This window comes from Primorskyibacter sp. S87, from assembly GCF_049801055.1.
Lineage (GTDB): Bacteria > Pseudomonadota > Alphaproteobacteria > Rhodobacterales > Rhodobacteraceae > JBNAGF01.
In genome coordinates this window covers 134,486-147,333 of sequence record NZ_JBNAGF010000011.1, presented here as the reverse complement: position 1 = coordinate 147,333, position 12,848 = coordinate 134,486, and the positions used below count along the sequence as shown (strand labels likewise).

Annotated in this window: 11 protein-coding genes; 2 read left to right on the top strand and 9 right to left on the bottom strand. The window is 60.0% G+C overall.

Features of this window, described 5'->3' with window-relative positions; translation table 11 throughout:
• The 3 genes from ACP15U_RS17395 to ACP15U_RS17385 are packed head-to-tail and all read right to left on the bottom strand — an operon-like array spanning window position 1 to window position 2,377.
• Window positions 1–951 carry an ABC transporter permease gene (locus tag ACP15U_RS17395; protein ID WP_425046424.1) on the bottom strand — a complete coding sequence of 317 codons (951 nt, stop codon included), beginning with the start codon at window positions 949–951 and terminating at the stop codon, window positions 1–3.
• On the bottom strand, window positions 948–1,403 hold the full coding sequence (locus ACP15U_RS17390; protein ID WP_425046423.1) for a GFA family protein: 456 nt from the start codon (window positions 1,401–1,403) through the stop codon (window positions 948–950). The genes ACP15U_RS17395 and ACP15U_RS17390 overlap by 4 nt, the downstream gene beginning before the upstream one ends.
• Window positions 1,400–2,377 (bottom strand): ABC transporter permease, encoded by a 978-nt coding sequence (locus ACP15U_RS17385; RefSeq protein ID WP_425046422.1) that lies wholly within the window; start codon window positions 2,375–2,377, stop codon window positions 1,400–1,402. Before ACP15U_RS17385 ends, ACP15U_RS17390 begins: the two co-directional genes overlap by 4 nt.
• 157 nt (window positions 2,378–2,534) lie before the next feature.
• On the opposite strand from ACP15U_RS17385, the gene ACP15U_RS17380 reads away from it, so the two are divergent.
• Window positions 2,535–3,815, top strand: coding sequence for a tetratricopeptide repeat protein (locus tag ACP15U_RS17380; protein ID WP_425046421.1), 1,281 nt, complete (start codon window positions 2,535–2,537; stop codon window positions 3,813–3,815).
• Between the two features lie 107 nt (window positions 3,816–3,922).
• On the opposite strand, the gene ACP15U_RS17375 is transcribed toward ACP15U_RS17380, so the two are convergent.
• The 4 genes from ACP15U_RS17375 to ACP15U_RS17360 all read right to left on the bottom strand — a co-directional run bounded on the left by ACP15U_RS17375 (window position 3,923) and on the right by ACP15U_RS17360 (window position 9,792).
• Window positions 3,923–5,503, bottom strand: a complete 1,581-nt coding sequence (locus ACP15U_RS17375; protein WP_425046420.1) for an ABC transporter substrate-binding protein — start codon at window positions 5,501–5,503, stop codon at window positions 3,923–3,925.
• A 164-nt stretch (window positions 5,504–5,667) separates the two neighbouring features.
• The gene (locus ACP15U_RS17370) at window positions 5,668–6,738 is read right to left on the bottom strand and encodes a lipocalin-like domain-containing protein (RefSeq protein ID WP_425046419.1); all 1,071 of its coding nucleotides are present in this window, start codon (window positions 6,736–6,738) and stop codon (window positions 5,668–5,670) included.
• A complete protein-coding gene (locus ACP15U_RS17365; RefSeq protein WP_425046418.1) occupies window positions 6,731–9,142 on the bottom strand; it encodes an FtsX-like permease family protein in 2,412 nt (803 codons plus the stop codon). The genes ACP15U_RS17370 and ACP15U_RS17365 overlap by 8 nt, the downstream gene beginning before the upstream one ends.
• Window positions 9,139–9,792 carry an ABC transporter ATP-binding protein gene (locus tag ACP15U_RS17360; RefSeq protein ID WP_425046417.1) on the bottom strand — a complete coding sequence of 218 codons (654 nt, stop codon included), beginning with the start codon at window positions 9,790–9,792 and terminating at the stop codon, window positions 9,139–9,141. Before ACP15U_RS17360 ends, ACP15U_RS17365 begins: the two co-directional genes overlap by 4 nt.
• Window positions 9,793–9,971: 179 nt before the next feature.
• Between ACP15U_RS17360 and ACP15U_RS17355 the strand changes: the two genes are divergently transcribed.
• Entirely contained in the window at window positions 9,972–10,436 is a 465-nt protein-coding gene (locus tag ACP15U_RS17355; protein WP_425046416.1) for a potassium channel family protein, read from the top strand.
• Here the strand turns inward: ACP15U_RS17355 and cls are convergent.
• Window positions 10,401–11,819: a cardiolipin synthase gene (gene cls, locus ACP15U_RS17350; protein ID WP_425046415.1), complete on the bottom strand. Its 1,419-nt coding sequence runs from the start codon at window positions 11,817–11,819 to the stop codon at window positions 10,401–10,403. The two genes, ACP15U_RS17355 and cls, sit on opposite strands and share 36 nt — an antisense overlap.
• A gap of 51 nt (window positions 11,820–11,870) precedes the next feature.
• Window positions 11,871–12,842, bottom strand: a complete 972-nt coding sequence (locus ACP15U_RS17345) for an HAD family hydrolase (RefSeq protein WP_425046414.1) — start codon at window positions 12,840–12,842, stop codon at window positions 11,871–11,873.
• Window positions 12,843–12,848 lie beyond the last annotated feature (6 nt).

Here is a 12,848-nt window from a genome sequence, read left to right as displayed (position 1 = left end):
TCACCGCAGCTTCGGGTTCAGAGCGTCACGCAGCCAGTCACCGAGCAGGTTGACCGAAAGGGCCAGTGCCAAAAGGGTGACGGCGGGAAAGAACAGGATCCACCATTCGCCGGAAAACAGGTATCCCTGTCCAATGCGGATCAGAGTTCCGAGTGACGGCTGGGTCGGAGGTGCCCCGACACCGAGAAACGACAGCGTGGCTTCGGCAATGATTGCCAGCGCCAGCGAAATCGTCGCGATGACCAGAACCGGTGACAGAATGTTCGGCAGGATGTGACGCATCATGATCGCAGGGCCGGATCGCCCGATCATCCGGGCGGCCTGCACGTATTCGCGGTTCTTTTCCACCAATGCAGCGCCCCGCACAACACGGGCAAACTGCACCCAGTCGGACAGTGCGATTGCAACGATCAGCACCCAGATCGCCATCTCGTTTCGGTATTCTGGCGGCGTGAACCCCTTGGCAACGCCGAAAATCAGCATGGCAACCAGAATTGCGGGAAAGGTCAGCTGAACATCGGCAATCCGCATGATGATGGTTTCGGTCCAGCCGCCGACATAAGCGGCCACAAGACCCAGGATCACACCGATGATCATGGCCAGCATGACCGCAGACACGCCGACGAACAGCGAAATGCGCAAGCCATACAGGATCGTCGAGTATACATCACGCCCCTGATCATCGGTGCCCAGCAGGAACGTGTCCTGCGTAAAGGCGTTGGGCTGACCGGGTGGGGAGAACCCGTTCATCAGATTGAGCGTGGCCGGATTGAACGGGTCATGGGGCGCAATCAACGGCGCGAACAGGGCGGCGAGAACGAGGATCAGAACTACCATGAGCGCAACGATGGCCACTGGCGAGTGCCGGAAGGACCAGACAAAATCACTGTCCCAGAACTCGGCGAGGCGCGAGGGGCTTGTCGCAGGTTGTTTTTGGCTGGTGTCAGTCATGCTGTCATTCCATTCCGGTCATGCCATTCGGCCAGGCTTTCATCAGGGTAGGCGTCAAAGTTCTTGTCCCCCGAATGGATCTGCGGCTCGGCCCAGTTTGCTCGCGAATCAAGCATCATGTGTGTTCGTTCAGGCGGCACCGGCAATTCGGTGTCGATCGCAGAAGCGTGCGGGTGGATCAGGTCGGGCCAGCTTGCGGAATACCCCCACAGCGCGCTGCCACAGATCTTGCAGAAGGTCCGCTCCATGTTTTCGCTCGATTGATAGGTCGAGATGTTCTCGCGCCCTTCAACTTCGAGGGTATCGGTACGGGCACCAAGATTGATGGCGTATCCGCCTGCACCTGCTGTCTTGCGACAAATGGAGCAGTAGCACTGGTTGAACGGAACCGGGCAGGGGGCGTCGACGCTGAAACGTACAGCCTTGCAGTGACAGGAACCACTGAGTTTCATGCTGTCCTCCCGTCGATGCGAAGGCGCGGATCAATGGCGTAATACAGCAGGTCGACGATCAGGTTGATGCCCACGAACATCACCGAGATCAGCATCAGGTAGGCTGCCATTACGGGGATGTCGACGAACTGGACCGCGTTGATGAACAACAGGCCGACACCGGGCCACTGGAACACCGTTTCGGTAATGATGGCAAAAGCGATGATCGATCCGAGCTGCAAGCCTGTTACGGTGATCACCGGCACCAGCGTATTCTTCAGTGCATGTCGGAAATTTACCACCCGGTCGGACAGGCCACGGGCTCGGGCAAAGCGGATATAGTCTGCTCGCAGCACTTCGAGCATCTCGGAGCGAACCAGCCGCATAATCAGCGTCATCTGATAGAGCCCCAGCGTGATTGCAGGCAAAATCAGAGCCTTGAGGCCCGAAGCTGTCAGGAAACCGGTGGACCAGTTACCAATCATAACGGTGTCTCCGCGGCCGAAACTGGGCAGCCAGTCCAGTTCGACCGAAAAGACATAGATCAACAGGATGCCGATCAGGAACGTCGGCAGCGAAACGCCGATCAGACTGAGTGTCATGATCACGTTGGCTGCCATCCCCCTTCGTCGAATTGCCGTAAAAACACCAAGCCCGATACCCACCGTGATGGCGAAGAATCCCGACACCAGTGCAAGCTCGAGCGTTGCCGGCGCGCGTTCAGCGATGATCGTCGAGACAGGTCGGCCTTGCCTGTAAGACACGCCGAAATTGCCCTCGACGGCACCTTGCAGGAATTTGAAATATTGCACCGGAAAAGGCTGATCGAGCCCAAGATCGGTACGCAGCCGTTCGATGTCGGCCTGTGTGCGTTCCTGTCCCAGCATGTTGTCGATCGGATCGCCAACAAAGCGGAACATGGAAAAGGCAACCAGCCCGACCACCAGCAAGACGATGATGGACTGGAAAACCCGCCGGATGATGTAAGCGAGCATTTGTTCTCCCCGGTTATTGCTTTCCTCTTGGCAGGTGGGGCGGGAATGGTCAAGTTGTCGCAGGGGAAGCCGTTGCAAAGGATGGTCCCAAAGTGTCGTCGCCATTGTTTTTCAGACGTGCGCCGGGAAACCGATTTTTGATCGAAAGGATTAGCTCATGGCATTGAAGGATCGTTACGATAACCCGCTGGGAACTTCCGTGGCGTCGGCCAGGGATTCTTATGTAGATGGGGTCGACAAGTTTCTGGCGGCCGAGTTCGGCGCGGTTGAGGATTTTGCAAGAGCCGTTGCAGAGGATCCGGGATTCGCGATCGCCCACGCCGGCCACGCACGGGCCCTGATGATGTCCGCCGACATGCCGGCGGCGCGCGAGGCCATTGCCCGGGCCGAAGCGCTGCAATCAGGCTGTTCTGCTCGTGAACGCAGCCATATTACGGCGTTTTCCCTGCTCTTGGCGGGCAAAGCCGCAGAGTGTCGGGCGCATGTTCTGGCCCATGCGCAGGACTATCCCCGAGATGCCTTGGCGGTTCAGCTGTGCACGAGTGTCTTTGGGCTGATCGGATTTTCCGGCAAGGCCGGGCGCGAGGCGGAATTGCTCGCGTTCACGTCGCGGTTGCTGCCGCATTACGGCGAAGACTGGTGGATGCTGTCCATGCATGCCCTGTCTTTGTGCGAAACCGGCCAGCTCTCTGCTTCAATGACGATGATGGAGCGCGCGCTTGCGCTGAACCCCCGAAATGCCAATGCCGCACATTTCAAGGCGCATGCGCAGTATGAGGCGGGCGAAACAGTGGCCGGGCTGGCCTATCTGAAGGATTGGATGGTTCCCTATGACAACCGGGCTCTGATGCATGGCCATCTGAGCTGGCACACCGCGTTGTGGGCTCTGCACGAAGGCGACATCGCGACTATGTGGGAGTGGGTGGATCGCGGGGTTGCCCCCGGGGCTTCGCTTGGCATGCCGATCAATGTGCTGACCGATACCGCTGCCATCCTTTACCGGGCAGAGCTCGCCGGGGTCGAGGTTGAGGGAGACCGCTGGTCCGCGCTCAGCGACTATGCCGCAAGGTTCTTTCCCAATGCCGGTCAGAGCTTTGCCGACATGCACGCGGCTCTGTCTCACGGCATGGCAGGGAATGGAGAACGGCTGGCAGTGCTGGCTGAAACAGAAACCGGGTTTGCGGGGGATCTTGTCGCGCCGGTGGCCCGGGCCTGGTCAGCAATCGCGCGGAACGACTGGACTGCGGCGCGGGATGATCTGATCCCGGTGCTCGCATCGTCGGAACGGCTTGGCGGCAGTCGGGCGCAGCGGGATTTGCTTGAACTGACCTATGCCAACATATTGATGAAGCTAGGAAATGGTGACGAGGCCCGGCGGGTCCTGTCCATGCGCCGCCCGGTTTTTGATGCCGGTATTCCGGTCATCGGCCTGCAGTAAGATCCGCAGGGCAACCGGCGCGCCAGCGCACGCCGGGAACAAAAAAGGGCGACCTGAAAGGGCCGCCCTAAATTTCCGGGTAGTTTTCACCGGTTTGAGGTCAGGCCTCAGTTCAGGGTGAAATACTTGAACTTGGCGGTATCGTCCGGGGCAACGATGGTGCCCACGTTGGACTTCATGCCCCAGTTCAGCACCTGGTGGTGGATCGGGATATAAAGCTGTTCTTCCTGAACCACCTGCCAGATCTCGTTGATCATCTCGTCACGCTTCGGAAGGTTGGTTTCCGAGGCCAGCGCTTCGATCTTGGCATCGAGATCCGCGTTCGAGAAACGGGTGCCGTTCCACGAGCCGTATTTCTCGCCCTTGGTGTGCGCAAGGAAGTTGAAGATATATTCCGAGTCGTAGGTCGGAACACCCCAGCCCAGCATGTAGAAATCGGTTTCCAGCGTGTTGATCAGCGGGAAATGCTGCGCCTTGGGCTTGGCGTCGAGATTCACGGTCACGCCGATCTGCGCCAGCATGCCAACAGCGGCCTGACAGATCGCTTCGTCGTTGATGTAGCGATCATTCGGGCAATCAAGCTGAATCGAGAAACCATCGCCATAGCCGGCCTCGGCCATCAGCGCCTTGGCACCCTCGACATCGGTTTTGGAGGAACTGTCCATTTCCTCGTTCCAGCCGTTCACGAATGGCGGCGAGATCATGCCGGCCGGGGCCGACTGGCCACGCATCACGACCTGCTTGATGGCGTCACGGTTGATCGCCATCGACATGGCGCGGCGCACACGAACGTCCGCAAGGGGGTTCTTGCCGTCGACATTGTCGTTCTTCAGGTCGGCATCACCTTGGTTCATGCCAAAGAAGATGACCCGGTTTTGCGGGGCGGTGCGAACATCCAGCCCGTCGGCTCCGGCAACTCGGCCCAGATCCTGTACCGGCACGTCCTGAATGAAATCAACTTCACCCGACAGCAGCGCGGCAACACGGGTCGCGGCGTTCTGAATCGGGGTATAGACGATCTCGGTGACCTGCATCGGGAACTCGCCCTTGCCCCAGTAGTTGTCGTTGATTTTCATCACGGTCTTCACGTCGGGCTCGCGGGAAACCAGCATATAGGGGCCGGTACCATTGGCGTTCTTGGCCGCGAAGGTGTCTTCGCCACCTTCATAGTCTTGTACCTTGACGGCGTTGTTCGCTTCGGCCCAGCTTTTGTCCATCATGAACATGTTGGTCAGGTTGTTTGGCATGATCGGGTTCGGGCCGTTGGTCTCGATCTCGACCGTGAATTTGTCGGTCGCGCGAACCTCTTTCACGCTGGCCAGCAGTTCCTTGTAGTCGGAATCCGGGGTCATGGCGCGGTTCAGCGAAAAGACCACATCTTCGCTGTCAAACTCGGCGCCGTCATGGAACGTTACACCTTCGCGCAGCTTGAACACCCAGATATTCGGGTTTGCTTCGGACGGTGACCATTCGGTCGACAGCGCCGGAACCATCGCCCCGGTCATGTCGCGCATCACCAGCGGCTCCATGATCTGGTGCGCCAGCGCCGAGGTAGGGCCTTCGTTCTGAGCATGTGGATCCAGTGTCAGCGCGTCACCGGCGCGGGCCCAGCGGATCGTCTCGGCCGAAGCGCCGGCTGCAGTCATCGCAACGACACTTGCCGCAGCAAGCATATGGTTGATTTTCATGTAGTGTCTCCCAGTTTATCATTGTCCGCGCTGGCCATGTGAATGGGGCGCGGGGGGGCCTGTTGAACTGGCCCTCATGGGGACATATCATCCAAATCCTTTGCCGGGTTGCAATGGGGGTTCTTCACATTCCCATACGTCAATGTGTTTGCGCTATCTCTGCGCTAATTCTCTGATGGGCTGGATTCGCCATATCCCGTCATTTCCAGATAGCCGCGGCCGGTATGGCTGCCGGAAATCCGAACCGGGCCTTCCCAGTAAGAAAATGACGTTCCCATCCATGCGTTTTCATTGGCGGCGGACACGGTCGCATCTACGCCACGGCCGGGCAGGGAGACCTGCCACTTAACCGGGATCTGCCGTCCCTCAACCTCGGCAGTTGCCAGTGGTTCGGCCTGGAATTCCCCCGGTTCCAGCGATGTCACCGTGCCATCAGCACCGATCCACGTTCCCGAGGTGAAGTCACCGCGCGCACCCCGCAGGCGAAAGCCCATCAGGCGATCGCCACTGTCAAAGCCGAGCGAAAACCAGTCCCAGCCGCTTTGGTCCTCGGCCAGCGGTTGCGAAGACCATTCCCGATCGAGCCAGCCCGCGCCGGTAACCGCAATGTCGCGGTTATCCACCTTGAGCTTTCCCGACACCCGGTAGGCCGGCTGCGAGTAGTAGTACGATGCCTGCCCATCCGCAGATTTGACCGAATACCCCCGGTCACCATGCAGGACCAGCGGCGTGTCTGCGCTCAGGGTCAGATCATAAGCAAAATCCGTCCCCCTTGCAGACACGTCCAACGCCGAAAAATCAGATCCCCGCATCTGCCAGTCGTCGATCCACGCGCTGAAGGGCGCTGCGGTGACCCCGGCCTGCCCGATGCCGCCACGGGCCAGCCTTTCGGCGAAATGGTGGGAATTGGGTGTGGTTACCGCCGCATGACCCATCCAGATCTGCGGGCTGGCCCAGCCCTTGGCCAGCGCACCGGGCGCTTCCGGTGCAAGCGCCGACCTGAACAATGTCCACTGAATGCCGTAGTCCCGGCCATACTCACCTTTCAGCGTCGCGGTCAGGTACCACCATTCGATCCGGAATTCAGGATGTGGCCCATGATCTTCGGGAAACGACAAGGTCCGGCCTCGTTCCGGAACGGCGAAGCCTTCGGCGGAGGTTCCCAGACCGGCATAGCCCTGTGCCCAAACCGGCGCGGCAATCAAAAGCCAGAAAAGGAATGCCAGTTTAACCATCGCTTGAAAACACCTTGAGAAGTTGCGCCGGCGGCATCTTGTGCAAACGTAGGGCGGGCAGGGCGGCGGCAAGGGCACCTGCGGCGAGCGCCAACAGAAATAGTCGCAGCCAATCCAGCGGAAACTGATGCATCGGAAGGCGCCAGCCAAAGGCCTCGACATTGATGACCGCCAGCAACACCCAGGCCAGAACCAGACCAAGTGGCAGGGCCAGCAGCGCTGTCAGCGCCGACAGAAGCAGCGCCCGGCAGATCTCGAGCCAGGCCAGTTGCCGCTGGGTGGAGCCGAGTGCCCACACAGGCGCGAGTTGCGGCAGGCGCATCGTCCAGAGCGTCAGCAGACTGGTTAGAATGGCAAAGGCCGCAACACCTAGGGTCAGCACGTTCAGCGCGCCGGTTATCACAAAGGTTTTGTCGAAGATCCGCATGGACTCCGCCTTGACCGCGGCCTGATCGACAAGCGCCGAACCGGGCAGGTCGAAGGTATCCAGAAGCCGGGCACCAAGCTCGGCCACGTGCGCGGGATCGATGCGGATTGCATAGCGTCGCGTAGGCAGCTGTGGCACATGTTCGATCAGGGCGTCAAAGGCGACGATCGCCTGTCCCGTCGGATTGCCATAGTCGGAATAGACCCCGGCAACCGGCAACGTCCAGCCGGGCATGATCGTGATCTCGGAGCCGGGCCAAAGATCCGCGTGCCGCGCAAGCTGTTCGTTGATCAGAATGGCCTGACCCGCAGCCAGCCTGTCCCAGACATCCGTCGAGTCCGCGATCAGCGGCCAGTGTTCGCGATAAGTGGAATGATCGACAATCCCATGGACAAAGAGTGGCCGATCCTGATGGCTTATCTCGACGGCGCTGTTCGGCAGGGCCGTTGCGCCCTGTTCTGACAGCCATTGCGCAATTTGGGCGCCTTCGCGGTCATCGCGGGCTGTCACATACAGCTCTGCGACAAGCCGCTGATCCAGCCAGCCGGTGAAGGTCAGACGAAAGCTCGAAACCATCGTGCCGACCCCGATATTGGTCGCAAGCGCCAGCAACAGGGCCATCAAGGCAAGCGACAGCCCGGGCAGCTGCGCCCGGGTATCGGCCCAAAGCCATTCTGCAATCACGCCGCGTGCCGTTCTCTGGCCGACGCCCAGCAGCACGAAAAGGAACGGAGGCAGCAGCAGTGCCGCACCCAGCATCACCCCGGCCAGCAGGGCGAAACCTGCCAGAAGCCCTCCGACCATTTGCTGGATGGAAAGGCCAATCCCGATGAGCGCCGCCGCAAGGCAGGCCTGCGCCAGATGCGCCCGTGTGCGTTTGCCGGTCCAGGCCGGACTGGCAGAGGGTTGCAGCAACGGCATTCGGGTCAGTCGCCACATGGCCTGCGCACTGGCCAGAAGCGTGCCGGCCAATGCCATTGCAAGCCCACTCGCCAACCAGACCGGCCGCAGGTGCAACCCACCTTCGACCGGGGCTCCGTAGAGGCCCCTGAGGCTGGCTGCCACGTCAGGCAAAAGGGCTGCGGCCACAAGGAAACCAAGCATCAGGCCGAGCGCTCCGGCAAGCAGAGCCAGCGTCAGCAATTCTGCTGTCAGCAACAGCGCCACCCTGCGAAGGGAAAGCCCTAGCGCCCGGAGCGTCCGGATCGTTCCGCGCCGTTGTTCGAAAACCAGCCCCACTGTCCCGTGCACAATGAACAGACCAACCGCAAAGGACAGCAGGCCAAAGGCCGTGAGATTGAGGTGAAAACTGTCGGTCAATCGGGCGGCATCATCGGACCCTTGTGAAGCCCGCATGATGAGCCCCGGTGCCAGCCTTTCCAGCGGCTCCAATCCGGCAGGTTGTTCAGGCAGGACAAGAATACGGCTGATCCGTCCCGGCATGTCGAGCAAGCGTTCGGCCACGCCGATGTCGGTCAGGAGGGTGCCCGGCGGCACCTGTCGTGTGACTTGCATCGGGGGCAGGTCCGGGACCCCATCGAGTTTTCTCGCCAGATCTGGATGCAGGAAGATCCGGCCCGGATCTGTGAGCGTTTCCAGCGGCCCCATCCCGGTGTCCTCCGATTGTGCCAGTGCCGGCAGCGGCGGGTGGCTGAGCAGGTCCACGCCCAGTATTCGCACCGGTTCATTGTTGATCCTCCGGCGCTCGTCCAGAATCGGTGAAACCTGCCATCCTGACCGGCGCAACCCGACATAATCGGACAACGGGATTGCGCCGGATGGCGCGTGGAGTTCGGCCAAGCCGCGAGACCCGAGCTGCGCGCTAGCCGCCGCGTAGCTAGCGCGTGCCTCGCCGTTTATCGCCTGAACCGCCGACCAAAGACCGGTTGCCAGAGCCAACCCGGCAAGCAGCGTCAGAAGCTGGATGGGATGGCGGCGCCAATGAGACAGCAATGCCAGCATCGCGGCCCCGGTCATGTAATCTGCCCACCTTCGAGACGCACCCGACGCGACAGCCGACCGGCAATTGTCTCCGAGTGGGTAACCAGAAATAGTGCGGTCCCGGTTTCGGCGACCAGATCCAGCATCAGCTCAAGCACGGCAGCACTTGCTGTTTCATCCAGATTCCCCGTCGGTTCATCTGCAAGCAACAGTTGCGGTCGCAGGGCAAGCGCCCGGCCAATTGCAACCCGCTGCTGTTGACCACCTGACAGTTGTTCGGGATAGCGTTCGGTCAACTCGGACAGGCCCAGTCGCTGTGTCAGTTTCGATATCCAGTGGGGATCGAGTCGGTCTCCCAGCCGGGCATGAAAGGCAAGATTTTGCGCCACGGTCAGCGACGGGATCAGGTTGAATTGCTGGAACACCAGCGCCACCACGTCGCGGCGCAGGGCGGCCCGCCGGGAATCGCCCAAATTGGACAAGGCCTGACCGGCCAGCAAAATCTCTCCGGCTTCGAACGTGTCCAGCGCGCCAGCGAGGTGCAACAGCGTGCTCTTCCCGCTACCGCTTTCGCCGGTCAGTGCAAGGGTTTCTCCGCGATCGAGCTGCAAATTGACGTCCCGCAGGATCGGCCGGGCCCGCGAGCCGGGATAGGTCTTTTGCAGATGCGAAATGTCGAGCAGCATAAGGGGTCTCTGGCAGGGCCGGTCGGGCCGAAAAGGTCATATCATATCAATTGGCTCTTGCGCTGCCGCTGTCCAGTGTCTGAATGTAATCAGCGCGCTTGCGCTGCGCGTCACGGAGTGTAATGCACGGCCGGCGCGTGCCAGTGCATGTGATCAGAATGAGGTCTGGGAAAGCGTTCATGAACCTGTTGCAACAAATCCTTTGGGGAAGCCTGTTCATGGCCGTTTGCCTTGTGCTCGAAGTTCTACTTTTGGTGATCTGCACCCTTTACCTGCGGCGACGAACAGTGCGCTGGCAGACGCTTCATGCGTCGTTGCGGCACGGAGTTCCGATGCTGGTTGCGATGGGGTTCGTGGTTCTGACCCATACGATTCAGGTCTGGATCTGGGCCGCTGCCTTTATCCATTTTGACGTGCTGACGGATTGGAACACCTCGCTCTACTTCTCGATGGTGACGTATACCACGCTGGGATATGGCGATATTGTCGTTGGAGAGCATATCCGCATTTTTGGCACCTTTGCCTCGGTCGCGGGGCTGTTGGCCTTTGGCCTGTCCACTGCATATCTGGTGGCCCTGATGAGCCGGATTCTCAAGGATGACGAGGTGTTAGAGTACCGGAGAAAACAGCCGCGCAATCGGTGAGCCGAACCGGATATGCGCGGGCTGCAGGGCAAGGGTCTTGGTCAACAGATAGCTGTTGCGAAAGTCCTCGCGCAGCATCTCGTCAACCCGCGCCGCCGCGCGCGGGTCGAAGAACAGCGCCATCGCCTCGAAATTCAGCCGGAACGACCGATTGTCCAGATTGGTGGTGCCGATGGCGGCAAGGCAGTCATCGACGACGAACACTTTCTGATGCATGAAGCCATCGGTGTAGCGATAAACCTTGACCCCCTCGGCGCAGATTTCGTCGAAATAGGCAAAGGCTGCCAGCCACGTGATGCGATGATCGATCACGTCCGGCACCAGGATACGCACATCAACGCCACGCATGGCCGCGTTTTTTAACGCGCTCAGAATGTCGAGATCGGGGACAAAATAGGGGGACGCGATCCAAATCCGTTCCTGAGCGGCCTGAATGGCCGAAAAGAACATCATCGAGCCGGTTTCGGTGCGGTCTCCCGGGCCGGTTGCCACGATCAGGGCGTCCATTCCGGCCTCGTCCGGGGTGACCACCCAGGTCAGTTCGCTGATCAGTTCGTCGCCGGTCGCCCAGTGCCAGTCTTCGACAAAAATCAGCTGCAACTGCTGAACCACCGGTCCGCGCATGCGGATGTGGGTGTCGCGCCAGTGTCCGTATCTTGCATCCTGTCCGAGATATTCCACGCCCACATTGTGTCCGCCAATAAACCCAAGGCGTCCGTCCACGATCAGTGTCTTGCGATGGTTGCGGTAATTCAGCTGGAACCGGTGTCGGGGGCCGTGCCTTTGAGACAGGTTGGCGATGTGAATACCGGCCTCGGCCATCTCCTCGTAATAGCTGTTGGGTAAATGGTAGCTGCCGACGGCATCGGTGATGAACCGCACGATCACCCCTCGGAGCGATGCCGCGATCAATCGGTCCTGAACTGCCTGGCCAAGTGCGTCATCGCGAACAATGTAGAACTGGAACAGGATGTATTCTTCGGCTTCGTCAATGGCCGCGAGGATCGCCTGAAATGTCTGCTCTCCGTCGATCAGAAGATCAGCCCCGTTGCCATGCGCCGCCGGCATATTGGCGATGGCTTCGAACGGCGCGATGTTCATCTGCAGCAGTTTGGGATCCGGCGCATGGGCGGTTGCAAAATTGCGGAGGCTCTCGACCACCTGTTCGGAATCCCGCCGGGCGATGCGATAGCCGTGAAACCGGTGATGCCCGAGAAACAGGTAGAGCGGAACGGCCAGAAACGGTGTCGCGATCAGAAAAACCACCCAGCCCACGGCCCCCTGCGAGGTGCGCGCCGTTTGGGCGGCCCGCACCGCGAAGAAAGTTGCAGTAAGGTAGAGAAAGACGACAAAAACCGTGCTGAGAACAACCCAGAAATACACTGCTCTTTCTCCGTGCCGATATCCGTGCAGATCGTGGCCGTGACCGGGGCCTCAGCGTCCGGTATAGATCCTATCCCAGTCTTGCGCCATGTCCACGATGAGCCATCCCATTCCGGGGCCCTTGTCGAGGCCGTCGACAAGCTGGCCAATATGGCTGTCGCGGTCATAGGAATATTCCCGCGCGGCGTCAGTATGATGCACGATCAGGCCCAGCCGCGGCCCTTCGCCCGCAGTCGACCATTCGATCATTGCAAAATCGCCGTCGGAATTGCCGCCTGCGATGACCGGGCGTTTGCCAATGATCCTGTCGATATTGATCGGCTTGCCCTCCTTGTCGTCGACAAAGCCGATGGCGGGGGCCTTTACGATCTGCGGGCCGTCATCCCCGGTCCGATACTCGGTCGCGGTATAGGTGCCGATGACCTGTTCGGGCGGAATGCCATAGGCCTCTTCGGCAAAGACCCGCATGAAATGGATGCCGCCCCCGGACACGATATAGGTTTTGAAGCCTTCGTCGCGCAGGTAGCGCAGCAATTCCACCATCGGCTGATAGGTCATCTGGTCGTATCGCAGGCCGGTATCGGGATGGGTCGCGGTTGCAAGCCATTCCGCGACACGGGCCTGAAACTCGTCGACGCTCATACCAGAATGAGAGACTTTCATCGCCTCGAGGATGGACTCTTTGCCACCGTCCAGAACCGCCTTGTAGTCGCGGTTGGCCGCTGCTTTGAGGGTGTCGGATGTGAGGATCGACGGATCATCCTGTGCCATCGCGCCAATCACGTCGATGGCAAAGATCAATTGAAAATAGAGCGGCTGTTCTCCCCAGAGTGTGCCGTCGTTGTCAAAGGTGGCGATGCGGTCGCCGGGGGTCACATAACTGTCTGAGGCGGGATCGGTCACGGTTTCGACGAAGTCGATGATCCGCGTCTTGCTATCGGTGTTATTCCACGAGGGAAGCGGATCGGCTAAACTGACGCCGGCCATCAGTGTCAGGGGCAGGGCGAGCGAAAATCGAAACATCTTTAC